Below are 18,051 nucleotides of genomic sequence, written 5' to 3' on the forward strand. Positions count from 1 at the left end.
GTTTGGCGCACGCGAGCTGGTCTTGTCCCGCGGGCTGTGCCGTTTCGGTCGGTTCGACCTTTCGGCGTTAGCGCCGGCCAAGCGCAAGTCTGCGCTTCGGCTTCAGCTTCAGACTTGGGCTCCATTTCGCAGCCCTGACTTTGCTGTGTGCTGGGCCGGCGGTCTTGCTACCGTCTGGTGCTGGGATGCCGATGCTGTCACTACGAGCTTGGGCGTTGCGGCTGAGGGGCTGAGGGGGGGGCAACGGATTCCCGAGACCTTGCTTCGTCCCCCTGCCGAGCAGGAGGGGCTGCGCTTGATTGCCTGTCTGGACGGCGTGGAGGGGCAGCACTGGCGTGATGAACAGCTGGTGGCGAGCCGTTGGTGGCCGCGATCCCCGGATGCAAAGCTCTGGAAACAATTCGAACGCGATTGTGGCGTTGTCGAAGGCGGCGTCACGGTGCCGATGATCGAGCAGATTCCTCTCTCTGACGATCCTTGGGCAACTCTTGTCTCTGCGCAATCAGACGATGGGCAGGTGCAGGGTATTGAACCGACTGTCTATCTGGTGCTCGGTTTGCTGGGTAGCTTGGCGACGGTGTATTTCGGTCTTGCCGAGTACCAGCTGACGACGGCCATCCAGTCGAGACAGAGCCAGTTGGCGGCGATCGAACGCGCTGCGAAGCCTGTGTTTGAAGCGCGTGAGGCTGCTGTCAAGTCCGCGGCGCGTATTCAAGCCATTGACAGCTTATCGCCCTATCCTGGCCCTCTGGTCCTGATGGCGGCCATCGTCGAAGCACTCGGCGATGTGCCCGCTGAGGCACGCGAGTGGGAACTTGACGGTGAGCGTCTACGGGTGGTTTTGAACTTTCCTGCTGCTACCTTGGCGGCGAGCACCTTGGTCGATTTGCTGGAGAAGAGTGGTTACTTCGCCGACGTTCAGGGCTTGGCCATGGCGGAGCCCAAGCAACTGGGCCTCGTCATGCGGGTACTGCCACTTCGGTCGGGCGCTCAGACTGACACGCTTGAGCAGCAAGGAGGCGTGAATGCAGCTGCTCACTGAATTGAAGAGCAATGCACGCCTGCGTGTGGGCCTTGTCGCCATTGTCGCCATCCTGCTGTTCTACGCGCAGCTGGAATGGCGTGATCATCAAGTGCAGTTGGAGGCCCAATACCGCCAACTGACGCTGCAAGCGAATCGTCTTGCCAGTTATCAGTCGCGAGGCGACTGGCTTCAGCGCGCGGTAGACAGCCGGGGCGCGTTACTGCAAGCCGAGAAGCGCGTTTGGAAAGCCAAGAGTCTTGGCTTGGCCCAGGCGGAGATTCAGGACTGGCTCTTGACGCGGTTGCGCAAGGCCAATGCCGGGCGCTACACCGTCAAACTTGGCGATGTGCCGGTCGCTGCCAAGCCTTCCGCGACTGAGGGTCCAGCATCGTCCGAACCGGAATTGCAGAAGATTGCCGTTCGGGTCGAGCTCAATGCCGACGCTCCCATCATGCTGGCCTTGTTGGACGCGCTTGCTCAGAGCGAGCCAGCACTGGTCGTCGAAATGCTGCGGGTCAAGCAGCAGCGCGTCGAGATTGGCATCAGTGCCTGGGCTCAGGTTTCGGAAGGGCCTTCCTCGTGAGTGATCGCCTTGCAACGCTGCGGCGCGTGTTTGCGTCCAAGAATGCCACTGTTTTTCTGCTCGGGCTTCTGCTTGGAGTGGTGCTCATCGTCGCGTTCCGGCCGGGGCTGCCTGAACTTCGGCAGTCGCAGAACCAAGGTGATCGCTGGGAGTTGCCAGGGCCGCGCAAGAGCGGCGATGACGAGGCACTCAAGCGTGTCATGCAGTCCAGCCTTTGGCTGACCGCAGCGCAGCCGGCAGGGGTTGTTGCCGCCGTCGCGCCCGAAGAAAAACCGCTGACGCCACCGGATTGGCGCATTTCGGGCACGTTTGCCCAGGCTGGGCAGTTGGTTGCCCTGCTGTCAACGACAGGTCAGCCTGATCGCCAACTGCGCGTCGGCGATCAGCTTCCCGGTGGTGCCAAAATCCTCGCGATTTCGCCCGACCGTATCAGCATACTTCTGGGCGGCAAGCGCCGCTATATCAGCACCTACCAAGAATGAACGCAATGATCGAGCGCCGCTCGCGAAAGTCCAGCACCGCTGATGCGAACCAGGCCTTGCGCCTCGCGCCCCTGGTTGCAGCCTGCCTGCTTGCCGCTTGCGCAGTGCCTGCTGAGCGCGGCTTGCTGCCGCCTCCGCTGATCACCAAGCAGCCCGCCAATTCGCCTGCGCGATCAGGGAGCGCAGTTGCCGCCAGCGCTGCTGGCATGGTGGTGAGCGATACGCCTTCGATACCAGCACAAACGCGCGAGTCCAGCGTCAAGCCTGCAGGCACCGCTGCCGCGGGTGAGACGGCCGACACCTCGCTTCGCTTTGACAGTCTGCCGCTGCCAAGCTTTGTGCAAGTTGTGTTTGGGTCGGTGCTGAAGAAGAACTTCAGCATGGACCCTGCGGTGCTTGCCCGGACTGATCTGGTGACCGTCAGTACGGGCGCGCAAACGCCAAGTCAGACGCTGGACACGACGCGCATGCTGCTCAAGACCTACGGGCTGGCAGTGACCGAGCTAGGCGGCTTCTATCGAATTGCACCCGACAACAATCTCAGTGCCTATTCACCGGAAATTCGGCGGGGCCGGGCACAGCCTGAAGTTCCGCTGCCCTTGCGGCCGGTTTACAACCTGATTGAGATGACAGCCGTCAAGGCAGCGGATGTCTCCGGGTGGCTGAAGGCCATGTTCGGTGCAAAGATCAATATCCAGGACGATGTCAATCGGAATGCGCTGCTGATCAGCGGCCAGCCCTCAGACATGGTTGCCGCCTTGGAGGCTATCCAGGTGCTGGATCAGCCGCTGATGCGGGGGCGGAGTAGCCGCCTTATCACGCCAGCCTCCTTGCCCGCCGACGACCTGGCACGCAAGCTGGCGGAAATTCTTGGCGCTGAAGGTTATGCGGTCTCTGTAGGTGTGGGTCAAACCACACCCATTAGCCTGGTCACGATTCCGGCGTCGAATTCGATGTTGGTGTTCACGCTAGACGAGGCGGTGCTGAAGCACGTGCTGTCGTGGGCTGCCAAGATCGACGCCCTGGACAACGACAGTCGTCGGGTTGGCAACTACTTCAGCTATACCGTCAAGTACGCTGATGCGCAGAGCCTGGCGAAGACGATGCAGGAGCTGATGTCCGCGCCAACTCAAGTCGCAGCGCCGGGCGCTATTGGCGCTCCGCCACCCAAGGCGCCGGGTCGAATTGTCGTCAACACCGCGACGAATACGCTTATTTTCACGAGCACACAGTCGGAGTACCAGCAATTGCTGTCCATCCTGCGGGAGTTGGACCAGCCTTCGAAGTCTGCCTTGATTGAAGTCACCGTCGCAGAGGTGCGGGTGACGGACAAGGCGCAGTTGGGGATTGAGTGGGCATTGCCACAGAGTGGTTATGTGCAAGGCGGCACGCAGGGTGGGCTGGGCATCGGCAAGGATGGCCTTTCGCTGAACTTCCTCAGCAGCGCACGGGTCGTCAAGGCCAACCTCAATGCCCTAGCCAGTCAGAATCGCGCGAACATCTTGTCAACGCCCCGCATCATGGCGCGCAATGGTGAAACCGCGACCATACAGGTTGGCCAAGAAGTCCCGATCGTCACCAGTCAGCAGAGCAACTCGTCTGGTGCAGTTGTCGGCGGCACCTCGACCACCAGCCCGACAGGCATTCTCCAAACCATTCAATACCGCAGCACCGGTGTGATCCTGCGAGTCAAGCCGGTGATCTTCTCAGGTGATCGCATCGAGTTGGATGTGTCGCAAGAGGTCAGTTCCGCGGCTGAAACCAAGACCGGGGTGACGACGTCGCCCACCATCACCAGTCGCAAGGTCGAAACCAAGCTCTCGATCAAAGATGGGGCGACTTGGCTGCTCGGCGGGCTGATGTCAAGCACGGATAGCAAGGCTGACACCGGCATTCCACTTTTGAAGGACCTGCCGCTGGCCGGGCAGCTGTTCCGCACCAACTCGGACACGACAGACAAGACCGAGTTGATCGTGTTGATCACACCCTATGTGATCAACGACGACACCGTTGCCGAGCAGGTGACGCAGGCCTTCCGCAATCAGCTGGGCAATTGGGCGCAGCTGTCTGACGGCCTTGCCAAGCGACCGCTAACTCCGGCCAGTGCCGCGAGTGAACGTGCTGGCACGGCGCCATCTTCGACCCCGGTAGTGGTCGAGCAAGGCCAGGCGCCCGTTGCATCGTCGGCGCCTGGTGGTCGACCTGTGCTGGGCTTGCCTCATGAAACGCCGGCGAAGACCGAACCTGCACCTACGCTGTTGACGGCGCCTGCAAGGCCCGCGATCACTGCAGAAGCCAGCCCATCGCCGGCCAGTGTAGCCAACGCGCCTGCCGCGGCCGCTGCTGCTGACGCTGCGCTGCCCGTCGCAGAGATTTCAGGACGTCCGGTGACCGACAGCAAGCTGCTGGACGAGCTGAAGAACGCTGGGAAGGGAAGCGTGCCGCTGGCTGCGCCGGCTGCGTCTGCGCCTGTGACACCCAAGCCAGAGAAGCCCGGCAAGCCGGCAAATGCGAAGCCGAACAAGAAGAAGGGTTGAACTGCCGGACGTCTGGAACTGGCCTGGCGGCCGCCCTGACTTGCCCCTGGTGATGCCGGGGCACACTGTTGCCCGCGGTGCACAGATGCGCCGGCACGGGCTGCACTTGCCTTGTGCTCGCTCAAGTAATGAGCTTGTGTGAACAAATTTTTAAGCGCGACTAGGGGCAAGCACTGACAATGTATTGCGTTTCCCGCGGAATTTGAGCCTAGAATCCGCCCCGCTAACGCAAGGGAGGAGCGTTGATGGGTAAGCCCCGGAACGTGACCGTACTGAGTGTTGCGAAAAAGCTCAAAATAGGGGTCTTTTCCAATCGTTGTGCCGTAGACAGTCAATCTTTTTGAGATAGCATTCACTGTCCTTCGGGCGGCTTATGCTGAACGGGCGCAAGGATGCGGACATTCCATCCAGTCAATCTTTCTTTGAGGTGAGTAAATTGATTAAACAAAGCAAATTCGTGAAGACTGCCATCGCAGCTGCCGCTCTGGGCCTGGCCTTTGGCGCCCAAGCCGCTTCGATCACTGGTTCGGCCAAGTACGCCGTCGAACTGTTCGGCGGTACGGCTCCCCAAACCGCTATCACGCTGCCTGCGTTGAACATCACGGCTTCGACCGCGATTCCCGCTGGTTCGACCGTGACCATTCACGTTCAGTACGTCGGTGGCCGTCCTGCTGCCGCCAACAACGCGACCACCGCAACGCTGGCTGGCGCCATCGTCCCGACCTGGGGTTCGACCCTGGCCGCATCGACCACGGCTGCTCCTGGCACCGGCACCCCGACTGCCACGACCAACAACGCTGACGTTGCTGTCTACACCCTGGCGGCCACGACCACCAGCATCGGTATCGGCGGCAACCTGCTGACCATCCCGGCGCAAACTATCACTGCTGCTGGCCTGGCAACTCTGGGCGCTACCGTTACTGCCAATGTCTCGGTGTTCGTTGGTTCCGTGCCTGCTGTCGTTGGCGGCGCTGTGCCTACCACCGGTCTGCTGGAAGCTGCTAGCGGTGCTACCACCGTGGCCTCTTCCGCTCAAGGTGTGACGCTGACCGCTACGGCTGGTTCGAGCAGCCAAAAGATCGACGTGACCCTGGCTAAGCCGTCGTCGAAGTTCTCTACCTCGACCACTGCTTCGGCATCTGATACTGGCTCGGCCTCTGTGGCTCAACTGGGCACCATCGGCTTCGTCAACGGCACTGCCAAGCAAGCTGACGGTTCTACCGCCTACACCGTTGCTCAAGTTGCAGCTGACGGCACGGTTGAAATCGTGGTTTCGGCTCAAGCAGGTTTCTTTGCTGCCCTGGGCACGAACGGTTCGATCTCGCTGAACGCACCCAACGCCAACGCTTGCGCTGGCGCTGTGGTTGGCACCTTCAGCTCGACGGCCTTCACTACGGCTGCTGCCGCTGCTGCCGCCACCAAGGTGACCTTCCCGGCTACCCCGGCTACGATCGCTGCAACTGTCGGTGGCACGACGCCCGCTCCGTACCATGTCTGCTACAACATCGGTACCGCTGGCAACGGCCTGCTGCAACCTGGCACTGCCAGCATCACCGCTTCGCTGGGTCAATCGACTGCAGCTCAAGACTCGACCGACACCCTGGCTTCGACGAACCTGCTGGCTCTGACGAACAACGGCGCCACGGTTGATGTGCCGAGCTACTTCCCGGCTGCTCTGAGCCAGTACGGCTACAGCTCGTACCTGCGCGTTGTCAACAAGGGCTCCGTCTCGGCTCCTGTCAGCATCGCCATGATCGACCCGGCGACTGGCACTGCTGGTACCGCTCAAGTGATCGGCACGATCCCCGCTGGCGCTGCTACCACCTTCACCGGTGCTCAAGTTGAAGCCCTGATCGGTGCTCTGGACAAGTCGGCTCGCCCGCGTCTGCGCCTGACCGCTCCGACCGCTCAGCTGCAAGTCCAGTCGTTCGTTCAAAGCGCCAACGGCACCTTCACTGAAGTTAGCGGCGGTACGCAGTAATCTGCGCCTGAAAGACAGAGCGGGGAACCGCTCTGTGTTGTGGGTCTGTGCCACCTCAAGCAGGCCCATAGCAAAAGCCAATCTCTTAACGGAGCTTGGCTTTTTTGTTTGAGCGAGATCACCGCTGCGCACTCGCATCACTGCCTTACAGCCTCTTGGTTGCTGTCACCTAAGGAGGCGCGGGCAAGCTTCTTGCGGGGTGTGCACTGCTTCTACCGACCGCCTGGCGGATTTCTTCTCTGCCGGGCTTGCGCCGTTATGGCCGGTCGAGCAGGCTTGCGGGAGCCGACCTTGTTGGCACACACAGGCGCACGCTGTTGGGCCGTTGGAGAGTGGCCCTGTAACTGCGTGGTAGCTGCCGGGGTCACGCTCGTGCAATTACGCTTGCACAAGCAACAGGCGCGGGGGGTAGGCTATCGGCTGATGAACTGCGGCAGTTTCCGCAGGTTTTTGCACAGTAGGGTGGCCATGCCACCGACGCCGCTTCGGCGTAGCACCAGCAGGTCTTCCGAAGACTTGCGCAGCATCGCCTTCAGCGAGCGATTGCTGGCCCCTCCTGTGCGCATTCGTACGAGCACCTCGCTGACGCCTGCGACTCTCAGGTCGGGCAGTGCGAGTGTTCTCAGCATGAAGTCATAGTCCGCTGCAATACGCAAGGCAGTGTCAAAGCGGCCGACTTTTTCGAGTACGGATCGTCGAACGTAGAAAGTTGGATGCGGCGGCATCCAGCCGAATTTGAGTTGCAGTCTACTGAACCGGCCAGATCGCCACATACGAACGACCTGCCGTGTATCGTTAGCGCTGACGTAGACCAAGTCACCATAGATGACATCAGCGTCTTCAGCGGTCTTGGCAATCTGCGTGACAGTGCTTGCTTCGGCGAACATGTCGTCGGCGTTGAGGAAGCCGATGAGGTCTCCTGTGGCCATTGCCAACCCCTTGTTCATGGCGTCGTAAATGCCTCGATCGGGTTCGGAAATCCAGCGCGCTAGATGCCGGCCTTCCTGTCTCAGCAGTGACTGGGTGCCATCTGTAGAGCCACCATCAACGACGATGTGTTCGATGTCTGGATGGCTCTGGGACGCGACGGAACGCAGTGTGTCGCCAATGGAAGCGGCGCTGTTGTATGAGACGGTAATGATGCTGATCTTCATGGGTAGCTAGCCTGATCTGGCGCTCAGACCACGGGTATATGAGGCAGAGTGAATGTTTTAGTCAGTACCCAGTGCACGGTAAACGGCTCTGGTCGCCTGGTATGTCCGCTCCCAGCCGAAACCAGAGGCAACTTCAAGGCCGGCATTACGCCGTTTGGCGCGCTCGTCTTGGTCTGTCAGGCACATGATTCCGGCGGCGATGGATTCAGCCTCATCGTCACAGATGAGCAATGCGTTTCCGCCAACTTCGATGACAGCTTTGCAAGGAACTGACAGCACCGGGCAACCTGCACGCATGGCCTCGATCACCGGAATGCCAAAGCCCTCGTAGCGAGACACGTAAGCGAGGCATAAGGCTTCGTTGTAGCAGCGATTGAGCGCCTCGTCATCGACGTAGCCGAGGTGCTTGACGCGTGCCCGTACAGATGCAGCGACACCTGCAAGTTCGTCCTCGTGCAGTGCGCCGCCACCGACGCAATGCAACTCAATATCCGCTGGCAGCAAGCTGAGCGCTTGCAGCAGACGTGCAAAGTTCTTGTATCCGCCACGCTGACCTACAAACAGGACAAAGGGTGTCGTGGCTGTGGGGACTGAAGCAGCATTAAGGGGACGGAAAGTTTCGGAGACGCCGTTTGGAATCACATGCAAGGTTTGATCGGCCCTGATGCCGACGTACTCAAGCAAATCGTCTCGGGTGGCTTCTGAAATGCAGATCACATGCTGCGCCTGCCGAATGGCGGCAAACTTCTGCCAGGAATGGATCCAGCGCCGCGGGCCGCTTTGCAGGCGCTCATAGGCAAAGTCGTGCACGGTCACGACCGATGGTTGCGCTGAGTTCTCAGGCCGACGGTAATAGCTCGAATGAAATACCGTGGGAGATCGCACACCGACTTCTACGCGTGCAGATCTGTAGCGCTCTAGGCGTCTGGCGGGGCGACTACAGATGGTGCACGCTGGCGCGCCGAGCTGTCTGGTGGAAATATCGCCCTGCAGAAGTGGTGACTCCAGTGTGAGCGTCAGCGCAGACTTGTCCCGCCAAAGTCGGGCAAGCAACTCGTTGAAATAGACACTGATGCCACCCTGTCGTTGAAGCGAATAGATGATGCCGTCGATGTGCAGCGTCGTCATGCGAGAGACCCTGGTTGCTGCAGCCATCGATAGCGAGCGGCGGCAATGCGGACAATCAGCATAATTACTAAGACGAGCGCTAAGAAAAGCCAGCCAGGAAAATAGCTGCCAAAAGCAGGTGCGAATTGAATGAGCATTAATAGCACAGTTGCGCCGCTGACACTATTTAGACCAATACCTGGTCGTTTAAAGATCAAATGCGACATCATGGCCGTAAGTACTGACTGAGCGCTAAAGAAGCCAAAAAATATAACGCCAGGTAAGCCAAAATCGGCGTATTGCTCAACTGCCCCACCAAAGGCGGGCGTATTGGTAAGTTCTGCCTGACCCGGATAGAAGAACTCGTTGACGAGCAGGATGCCGTAGACAACAGGTTTGTCAGGAAATAGCGCTCGTGGCGCATAGGCCCATAGCGAGCTAAGGCTGATCTCGCCCCAGAACAGCGGCAGCTGTCCGGCTAGATGAGCGTGATAGTAGTCGGCGGCATTCTTGTAGTAATCAAAGTACTCGAGAATGGCCTGGAAGTCGAACCCATCTCCTAGCGCTAGGAAGAGATTGTAGACAAGAGCGGAGAACAGAAGCGGCGTACCGATAAGAAAAACCCGGACGAGATGCTTCCACTTAAGAAACCACAGAAAAACCAATCCGGTTACGAAAAAGGCGAGTAGTGTTCCCTTCGACCCGAGAAAATAACTGAGTAGGGCATAGAACAGGGAACAGGCAATTGCTGTAGTTGGCTTTGGCCGTGCAAGGAGCGTCAGAAGATATGAGGCAGAAAGCGTTGACAGCGCCATTGCATACCAATGCCCTTGGCCAGTCCGATACAGTTGGTATCCCTCACGAGGGTTTCCCAACCAGTTGCCAAGTCCAAATTCAGCTGTAGCCAGCAGCACAAAGAACACAGCGAAGGCAAGTAGTGTTGCAGCCGCTGCCCGCCAAAGGCCTGAACTCCCAAGGTGCAGTCTTTGAAAAGGCAGGTAGCGCTCGATACGAATCTGTCCAAACAAGCGCAGGAAAAACACCAATCCCAGGGTCTGAGCAGCGATCAGCAAGGTTCCCATCAGCAAGGCAAGCTGATAGTCGACGTCGAAAAGCCCACCGTCAATCAATACCAGAGGGCCTCCAAGCAGTTTCATCAGTTGCACTGGCAAGCTGACCGCAAGGCTAATCGTGAACGGATTGACCCAGGGCAGGGCAAGCTGTGATCTAGAGAACCATACAGGCCAAAAGATAGAGCCAATTCCGAGCAGGAGATTCAGCGTGAATAGCAACTCCATGCGCGCACCTCAGGTAGGTAACTTGTCGCGTATTGCCGCATCGATTTTGCGGCAGGCATCGGACATGACGTGAACTGCGGCAGCGGAAAGCGCTGCCTTGGACAATTCGTCGCGATGCCTGAATGCCAACTGAATCTGGTTGACCCAGTGGTCTGGGCTCCATCCGTCGATGAGCATGCCGCCATTGGCGACCACCTCGACTACGGCCGAATTCGCTGCTGCAATGACTGGGCAGCCAGCGCTCATTGCCTCGAGTTGCGGAAGCCCGAAGCCTTCCATGAGTGACGCAGAAACGAAAAAAGCGCAATGCTTGTACAGGGTTTGCAGGGCAGCATCGGACAAATAGTCGCAGAATTGCACCGCCTGACGCGGAAAGCGCTTGCCGTTCACCACGGATGCTATTTCATCCTTGCCCCAGCCCGAACAGCCGACGACCAAGAGGCTGAAACCAAGATCGTTGAGACGTGGCATCAGTCCAAGCAAGAAAGCCAGATTCTTACGCGGTTCAAGTGTGCCAACGAATAGCAACGTCTTGTCATCAACGCGGTACCGCTGCAGCAAGGCCGACTCTTCAGATGCGGGCAGCGTCATTTGCTGACGCATTGGGTTTAAGCCCGACCCACAAGTGATGTCCGTTGCTCGCCGCTTTGGATAGTGTTTCCTTACCTCGCGTGCGGTGAACTCAGACACGCACCAAAGCAAGTCTGCGTCACGTATGGCGCGGCCTGCTAGCAAGGTGTAGGCGAGGCGCGCGCGCCATGACATGGTCCAGGGCAGCGAACGGAACACAAGGTCATGAACGGTGAGGATCCGTTTAGCATTTGATTGCCGCCACGCTGGCATGACTCCGCCCGCCCCCCACAAATGCGTAGCGCCAAGAGCATTCGCCTGGCGCTCGTACTCGGTATTGAGCCAGACCAAGCCGTTGCCCGGAAAGATTCGGCCAGGGCAGTGACGAAAACTGAGCCGGGATGAAGGCTGCAAGGCCTGCTCAGCGGCAGGATCGAGAGGGCGATGTGAAAGCAGCAAGAACTCGGGAGATGGGTCCAAGCTTGTCCACGCATTCAATGCTGCGAGTAGAAAGTGACCGACGCCAGTGGGGCGCGTGCTAAGTGAGCGCGCATCGACAGCGATTCTCATCGGTGCTTCTGGTTGGGATGGCTCGCCGGCCCGGTTTCAAGCAAAAAGACATGTTGCTCTGGCCGTGAGAACTTGCCGAAGAACTTCAGCAAGTACGCATATCGGGCGGCACCGAAAAGCTTAAGGAACAGCTTGAGCGTGCGATGAGCAATCTTGGTCAGCCGGCCCAGGCTCGGCAGTGTGGCGGCGGCGTGACTGCGCTGAGCGGCGGGGCTATTGTCCATCAGCCTGGCATCGGCAAGAGCACGGTGAAGCCGCGACTGGGCAGCGAACGGCCGTTGGTCCCACTGCCCGGCACCCAAGGCTCGGTACAGGCGTCTATGCAGGGGCGTGACCGCATCGCCATTGTTGAAGCGCCCAAAGGCATAGGGAATGCTGATGTGCGCTGCGTAGCCCTTACTCAGCACGGCTTGTCTATAGCTAGCGGCAAGCTTGCGCAGCGCCTGACTGTCATAGTGCTGCTGACGCTGAGGCTCGGCATGCCGAGTCAGCAACTCACCAGCAAAGTCGAAACCAGAGAAGTGGAACAAGATCAAGGGTTCGCCATTGATCTGCCAGCCGGTGCCGTGTTCGGTCAGGCAGCGTTCGTCCAGATTCCAGTGTGCGACGTTGACACCCTGCAGGCGGAGGATGTGAAGTTGGTCGCCAAGATAGGCTGGTGCATAGTCCATCCACTTCTGATCGGTGTGCAGGCCATCGAAATGATCGGCGTAGCAGCTTTCGCGCAAGCGCTTGTCCCACCACTGTAGAAAATTCAGCGCTGCAGGACTGCTTCGCACCGCGCAGAAACCGAGATTGAAGATGCCTTCCCATAGATGCTTGTACTCAGGGTAGGCATGATCGGCATCGACCTGGCAGTGCAGCAGATGCGGCGTCAGGTACACAGACGCGCCTGGTGCCTGCGAATGAATGGCATCCAACGGGGCAAACAGCCAAGTGTCCGGATCGAGGTAGTAGCAGTAGTCAGCCTTAGTCTCTTCCAGCAGGCGCAAGAATAAATGTGCCTTGACCGAGGTGCAGAACTCAGTGATGTTGTACTTGAATTTCAGCGGCTCGAAGCTGTCGTCGAGATAGTCGTCCAAGGCGACGAGGCGGTGCGAATAGCCTTGTTCGGGCAATCCGTCGAGCCCGTCAACAACGACGATGCGGAAGTCCACACCCGGGTGGTGTGTGCGCACTGAGTCTGCCAAGGTGAGGGCAAGCGGCAGGTAGTTACGTGCGACGATGGTAAAGATGCAAAGTTTCATGATTTGAGATTGGCACTTGGCCCCATCGCCTCTTGTACGGCAGTGCAGGCACGGAGCAATGCCTTGCCACAGGCTTGCCGGCGCGCCAGACCAGCGGAGATCAGTTCTGCCGTCGTTTTTCGAACTTTTACCGGATTACGCAGTTGTTCTGCCATTGCCATTGCCAGCGAGTCGGCGTTTCCGGCTTCAAAGAAGAAAACTGTGTCTTCGCGAATCTCGCGATTGACAGCGACATCCGACACGATGGCCGGTATGCCGAGCGCGACGGCGTCAAACACCGATCCGCCTCCCGGCCCTCCCTCAAACAGCGTCGGCTGAACAACGGCGACGGCCTGCTTCATCAGAGCAATTTGCTCGCGCTTTGGAATCAGGCCAAGCACTTTCAGTCGCGACTCAATGCCAAGCAATCGAGCTTCTTCGCACAGCTGCTTGAAATGGTCCGGATTTCTGAAATCGCTGGTCTCGCCGGTACAGACAAGCTGCACGTCCTGATGCTGACGCGTGAGCTGGGCAAAAGCACGATAGGCGCAGCGATGGTCTTTGTGCTGCCAGAATTGATTGCTGATGATGAAGTAGGGCGCAGTGATGTCGTACTTGGCGAGGGGCGCCTCGTCAGCCTGAAGCCACTGCGGGTTCGGGGCTGCGGAGAAAGGCAGTGCGACGATTTTGGCGCGGCAGTCCGGCGAGAAGGCTGCGATATCGGCGGCAACGGCTTCGGCATTGACGATCACACAGGCGGCTGACTTCAGCATGTCTGCGAAGTTCGCATCACGCCTAGCAATTTCGTCGGCCGAAAAGAAGTGCGGGAGATGGGTGTGTTGGAAATCAGCGATGTAGCCAATCCAAGGCAGCTGGCTTCCGCGCATTGGCTGCACGCAGGGCAGAACCACATCGAGCTGAAGTCGGCGCGCCGCAGCTTCTATGGCGCCCAGACCTGCGTCGATTTCGTGCGCGTACAGTGTCGTTGCGCTGCCCTTGATCAACTCGGCAATATGGCGCACGTCGGGAGTCTTGGCTCGAATGGCTGGCAATCCAATTGCGCGCTTTAGGCCACGCTTGACAGCGCGCAGCGCCTCACGGGCTGCCAATCGAGGTCCTTTTGTCGGTAGCAGCAGATGCAGCTCCGCCTCAGGGGCCGCGGAGGCAAGGCTTCCGCAAATCAGACGTAGGAAGTCCAGGCCGCCACCCCACTCGATGAAACCGTGCCCGAGGATGCCAATCTTCATGCGCTCTTCAACCTTGCGGGGATGCCTATATAGATGCCAGGCACTGAAACAGAACGCGTGACGACGGCGCCCGCGCCTATGGTGCTGTCCGAGCAAATCTCGAGCTGTTCGACTATGCGCGCGCCCGTGCCGATGAGGCAGGCGTCGCCTATTCGGACACCGCCAGAAATGCTCGCAGAGGGGTTGATGACGTTGAAGCTGCCGATGCGGGCATCGTGGCCGATCGTGCAGTTCCAGTTCAGCAGGTTGAAATCGCCCAGTTCGATGTCGCAGGTCAGAACTGTGCCTATGGTTAGCATGTTTCCACGCCCCAACCGAACCCAGCGACTGTCCAAGTCGATCTGTGGATGAATCAGGTTAGGAAAGTGCAGCTGAGCTTGCCGGCAAAATCGTTGTGCGAGCTTCCGCCTCACACCTGGATGCCCCGTACCGATGACCACGTCGGCTGGCTGGGTGCGCTGGTCCAGATCAGCGTCGGTGTACATCACGCGACCATAAGGCAGTTCGGTGCCGAGCATCGCCGATGACTCGGCTACGTAGCTGATGCCTTCCCAGCGATGTCCGTCCGGATCGATGCGTCGGGCGAGTTGCGCGGCTTCCTTTGCAAGGCCGCCGCAGCCCAGAATCAGCAGCTCAGCGCCCATGCTGATAGAAGCTCGCGATGCTGGCGCAAACGGTATCGATCTGCGCATCGGTCAGTGCCGGGAAGCTCGGAAGGTTGATGCCGCGCCAGGCCAGGTCCTCGGCGACTGGATGCTTGCGGTAGTTCTTCGAGTGCATCGGCATCGTATGGGCAGGGTAGAACAATGGGCGTGTCTCTATGCCCGCATCGGCGAGGTGTGCGCGAAGCGCGTCCCGTTGTTCTGCACGCTCAACCAGGATGGAACACATCCAGTAGCTGTGGATGGTCCCGGCGGCCTCCTGATGAGTTTGCACGGGCAGCTTTGCAAGTTTGGTTGCGTACTGGGCCGCAATGGCACGCTTTCTTTCGATGAAGCGCGAGGCCTGTTCCAACTGTGCCAAGCCGATGGCAGCCTGAATATTGGTCATTCGGTAGTTGTAGCCAACGACGTCGTGCCAGTATTCCCTGTGCGCTGCGAGTCCTTGTCCCTTCAGATGCCGGGAGCGCTCGATCAGCGTCTTGTCGTTGCTGACCACCATGCCGCCCTCGCCGGTGGTGATCGTCTTGTTGCCAAAAAAGCTGAAGGTCGAGATGTCGCCAAAAGTCCCGACATGACGGCCCTTGTAATAGGTGCCAAACGCCTCGGCACAGTCTTCGATGACGAAGAGGCGATGTTCTTGGGCGATCTGCATCAAGGCTTCCATATCACAGGCCTGACCATAGAGGTGGACAGGCATGATGGCGCGCGTACGAGGCGAGATGTGGCGGCGGACGTCTTCAGGATCGATTTGCCAAGTGTCCAGCAAGGAGTCGACAAAGATCGGTGTCGCTCCTGTGTACGCAATCGCGTTCACCGAGGCGATGTAGGTCAGCGTTGGAACGATGACTTCGTCGCCGGGGCCAATGCCAAGGGCGAGAAGAGCCAAATGCAGGGCGACGGTTCCGTTGCAGACAGACGCAGCGTGTTGCACGTCAATGCGTTTTGCGAATTGCGTTTCAAACTCACCGACAAAGCGACCGCGCGAGGAAATCCACGAGGTGTCCAAGCATTCGTTGACATAGAGCTTCTCATTGCCGGCAAGCTCAGGTTGGTAGATCGGGATCGAGAATCTGGACATCGCTTTTCCTTGTTGCGGTATTTGATGGCGATCTGTTTGCTTGACTCAAGTGGTGCGCAGTGTTTGCCGCTTGTTCGTGAGCACGTGGCGAATCATGACGATTTGGGCAGGAACGGAAATCAGCAAGTAGGCGACGATGGTTGCCAGGACTGCGCCCCAACTGCCCAAAGCCGCAACAGCCCACCATTTGCCGGCAAAGGCGGTGCAAGCCATGGCGACTGCCACCAGCAGCTGGCCTCGGAGCAGGCCAGACCCATTCAAAAAGCTACCGGTGATGTTTCCCAACGCATCGATGACCGTCCAGATGCCGAACATGCTGGTCAACAGGAGCGGTGGGGGGGTGCTCATGTGCAGCCAGACTGCAGTGAGCCAGTCCATGCAGGCAATGAGAGCCAGGCAGATGCCTCCCATGACGGCTGCGCCGGTTGCAAGTGCTTTGACGAGCATTCGTCTTGCCCAAGGGATATCTCCGCTATTCAATGCATCACCGAAGGCAGGCCATAGCCCCATCAGCGCAGCACCGGCCAATGTTGAAACAGCCAAGAAGACTCTCTGGATCGCCGCGAAATCCCCGTAGCTTTGCTGACCAAGCACCTGGGCGATGACCAGCGCGTCGGACTGGAAAGCAAACGCTGCACACAGCTGCAGCACGAAGAAGGCGGCGCCGGTACGAAGAATGGCTCGAATCGCGACGAGACTCGGGCCTTGCGAGGCCCGCATTTCGAGCAGGTAACCACGCGAGCTGAGCCAAGTCAGGCTGCTCAACAGGTTGACCAGCACGGTACAGCCGAGTGATGCAAAGACCAGACTTGGCAGGCTGAGCTCGAACCACAGCGCCAGCGGCACAGCGACGAGATTGCTGAGTGCCGCGATACCTTGGGTCAAGCCCACCCAGTGCCCTTGTTGCGTGGCGAGCTGGAATCGTTGCGCAAGTGAGGCTGGAACATTGATAGCCAATAGCAGCACAAAGCTGCCGAAGGCGCTTGCGACCTCGATCCGTCGTTCGGCAGGGACATCGCCGGCAAAACTCAGCGGGTTGGCACTCAGCAGAACCCACAACCCAGTGGCCAGCAGAAGCAGCAATCCAGCGGCAGCGGTGCAACTGTAGCCAGCCAGCATGATGGCGAGGGCCTCGCTTCTATCGCCTCTGGCATGCGCTGCAGTCAAGCGACTGATCACGCCATTGCCAACACCGAGGTCCGCGAAGGAGAAGAAACCGAGCAAAGAGCTCAGCATCATCCAGACGCCAAACATCTCGACGCTTAGCGAATGCCGGGCCAGTGGAATCGTGATCAGCAGGCTGAGCGCCGATGCGAGTCGTGCGGCATAGCTTGCGACTGCAGTGCCGAGCAGGCGCTGCGTTCGCGGGCTGAAGCGGCCCAACAGCATGGCAGCGACACTGCTCATTCGTGGTAGTTGAAGGCCTGAAAGCCCGCATCCTTGACCAGGCTGTCGCGCTGCGCGTCGGCGTAGTCGGACTGCACCATCTCGGCCACCAGCTCACGCAGCGTGGTCTTGGGCGTCCAGCCCAGCTTTTCCTTGGCCTTGGTCGGGTCGCCCAGCAGGGTCTCAACCTCGGTCGGGCGGAAGTAGCGCGGGTCAACGCGCACGATCACATCGCCGACCTTGCACTTGGCCTTGTCGCCGCTCACTGCCGTCACACGGCCGACCTCGTCAACACCCTCGCCCTCGAAGGCCAGCGTTACGCCCAGTTCGGCGGCCGCGAATTCCACGAACTGGCGCACGCTGTACTGCACACCGGTGGCGATGACGAAGTCTTCGGGCTGGTCCTGCTGCAGCATCAGCCACTGCATCTCGACGTAATCACGGGCATGGCCCCAGTCGCGCAGCGCGCTCATATTGCCCAGGTGCAGGCAGTCCTGCAGGCCCAGCGCAATGCGCGCAATCGCGCGGGTGATCTTGCGCGTGACGAAGGTCTCGCCGCGCAGCGGGCTTTCGTGGTTGAACAGCACACCGTTGCAGGCGTACATGCCATAGGCCTCGCGGTAGTTCACCGTGATCCAGTAGCCGTAGAGCTTGGCCACCGCATAGGGGCTGCGCGGGTAGAAGGGCGTGGTTTCCTTCTGCGGGATCTCTTGCACCAGACCATAAAGTTCGCTGGTGGAGGCTTGGTAGAAGCGCGTCTTCTTTTCCAGGCCGAGGATGCGGATCGCTTCCAGGATGCGCAGCGTGCCGATGCCATCGGCATTGGCGGTGTACTCGGGTGTCTCGAAGCTGACGGCCACATGGCTCATCGCCGCGAGGTTGTAGATCTCGTCGGGCTGGACCTGCTGAATGATGCGGATCAGATTGGTCGAGTCGGTCAGGTCACCGTAGTGCAGCACGAAGTTGCGGTTGTCGACATGCGGGTCCTGGTACAGGTGGTCGATGCGGTCGGTGTTGAACAGCGAGGCACGGCGTTTGATGCCGTGAACCTTGTAACCCTTCTTCAACAGAAACTCGGCCAAGTAGGCGCCATCCTGCCCTGTCACGCCGGTGATCAATGCCGTTTTGCTAGTCGTCATTTCGAAG

15 protein-coding genes are annotated in these 18,051 nt (G+C 59.3%); 5 read left to right on the top strand and 10 right to left on the bottom strand.

Translation table 11 applies throughout. The features are described from left to right. The first annotated feature begins 259 nt into the window (after window positions 1-259). The 5 genes from RQP53_RS18365 to RQP53_RS18385 all read left to right on the top strand — a co-directional run bounded on the left by RQP53_RS18365 (window position 260) and on the right by RQP53_RS18385 (window position 6,607). Entirely contained in the window at window positions 260-1,042 is a 783-nt protein-coding gene (locus RQP53_RS18365) for a hypothetical protein (protein WP_315652132.1), read from the top strand. A gap of 25 nt (window positions 1,043-1,067) precedes the next feature. Next, window positions 1,068-1,607 (top strand): GspMb/PilO family protein, encoded by a 540-nt coding sequence (locus tag RQP53_RS18370; protein WP_315652133.1) that lies wholly within the window; start codon window positions 1,068-1,070, stop codon window positions 1,605-1,607. Next, window positions 1,604-2,089 (top strand): type II secretion system protein N, encoded by a 486-nt coding sequence (locus tag RQP53_RS18375; protein WP_315652134.1) that lies wholly within the window; start codon window positions 1,604-1,606, stop codon window positions 2,087-2,089. The genes RQP53_RS18370 and RQP53_RS18375 overlap by 4 nt, the downstream gene beginning before the upstream one ends. Beyond that, window positions 2,086-4,626, top strand: coding sequence for a secretin GspD/PilQ domain-containing protein (locus RQP53_RS18380; protein ID WP_315652135.1), 2,541 nt, complete (start codon window positions 2,086-2,088; stop codon window positions 4,624-4,626). The genes RQP53_RS18375 and RQP53_RS18380 overlap by 4 nt, the downstream gene beginning before the upstream one ends. A gap of 373 nt (window positions 4,627-4,999) precedes the next feature. Further along, entirely contained in the window at window positions 5,000-6,607 is a 1,608-nt protein-coding gene (locus RQP53_RS18385; protein WP_315652136.1) for a hypothetical protein, read from the top strand. Between the two features lie 413 nt (window positions 6,608-7,020). Here RQP53_RS18385 and RQP53_RS18390 read toward each other — a convergent pair whose 3' ends face one another. The 10 genes from RQP53_RS18390 to gmd are packed head-to-tail and all read right to left on the bottom strand — an operon-like array spanning window position 7,021 to window position 18,044. Then, window positions 7,021-7,761, bottom strand: coding sequence for a glycosyltransferase family 2 protein (locus RQP53_RS18390; protein ID WP_315652137.1), 741 nt, complete (start codon window positions 7,759-7,761; stop codon window positions 7,021-7,023). Window positions 7,762-7,818: 57 nt separating this feature from the next. Beyond that, window positions 7,819-8,889 (bottom strand): glycosyltransferase family 4 protein, encoded by a 1,071-nt coding sequence (locus RQP53_RS18395; protein ID WP_315652138.1) that lies wholly within the window; start codon window positions 8,887-8,889, stop codon window positions 7,819-7,821. Beyond that, window positions 8,886-10,166, bottom strand: a complete 1,281-nt coding sequence (locus RQP53_RS18400; protein ID WP_315652139.1) for a hypothetical protein — start codon at window positions 10,164-10,166, stop codon at window positions 8,886-8,888. Before RQP53_RS18400 ends, RQP53_RS18395 begins: the two co-directional genes overlap by 4 nt. A gap of 9 nt (window positions 10,167-10,175) precedes the next feature. Next, window positions 10,176-11,306 (bottom strand): glycosyltransferase family 4 protein, encoded by a 1,131-nt coding sequence (locus tag RQP53_RS18405; RefSeq protein ID WP_315652140.1) that lies wholly within the window; start codon window positions 11,304-11,306, stop codon window positions 10,176-10,178. Next, window positions 11,303-12,553, bottom strand: a complete 1,251-nt coding sequence (locus RQP53_RS18410) for a hypothetical protein (protein ID WP_315652141.1) — start codon at window positions 12,551-12,553, stop codon at window positions 11,303-11,305. The genes RQP53_RS18405 and RQP53_RS18410 overlap by 4 nt, the downstream gene beginning before the upstream one ends. After that, a complete protein-coding gene (locus tag RQP53_RS18415) occupies window positions 12,550-13,779 on the bottom strand; it encodes a glycosyltransferase (protein WP_315652142.1) in 1,230 nt (409 codons plus the stop codon). Before RQP53_RS18415 ends, RQP53_RS18410 begins: the two co-directional genes overlap by 4 nt. Then, window positions 13,776-14,423 carry an acetyltransferase gene (locus RQP53_RS18420; protein ID WP_315652143.1) on the bottom strand — a complete coding sequence of 216 codons (648 nt, stop codon included), beginning with the start codon at window positions 14,421-14,423 and terminating at the stop codon, window positions 13,776-13,778. Before RQP53_RS18420 ends, RQP53_RS18415 begins: the two co-directional genes overlap by 4 nt. Then, window positions 14,413-15,519 carry a DegT/DnrJ/EryC1/StrS family aminotransferase gene (locus tag RQP53_RS18425; RefSeq protein WP_315652144.1) on the bottom strand — a complete coding sequence of 369 codons (1,107 nt, stop codon included), beginning with the start codon at window positions 15,517-15,519 and terminating at the stop codon, window positions 14,413-14,415. Before RQP53_RS18425 ends, RQP53_RS18420 begins: the two co-directional genes overlap by 11 nt. A 45-nt stretch (window positions 15,520-15,564) precedes the next feature. Next, on the bottom strand, window positions 15,565-16,926 hold the full coding sequence (locus RQP53_RS18430) for a lipopolysaccharide biosynthesis protein (protein ID WP_315652145.1): 1,362 nt from the start codon (window positions 16,924-16,926) through the stop codon (window positions 15,565-15,567). After that, on the bottom strand, window positions 16,923-18,044 hold the full coding sequence (gene gmd / locus RQP53_RS18435) for a GDP-mannose 4,6-dehydratase (RefSeq protein ID WP_315652146.1): 1,122 nt from the start codon (window positions 18,042-18,044) through the stop codon (window positions 16,923-16,925). Before gmd ends, RQP53_RS18430 begins: the two co-directional genes overlap by 4 nt. Window positions 18,045-18,051 lie beyond the last annotated feature (7 nt).

The organism is Roseateles aquae (assembly GCF_032337115.1).
GTDB lineage: Bacteria > Pseudomonadota > Gammaproteobacteria > Burkholderiales > Burkholderiaceae_C > Roseateles_C > Roseateles_C aquae.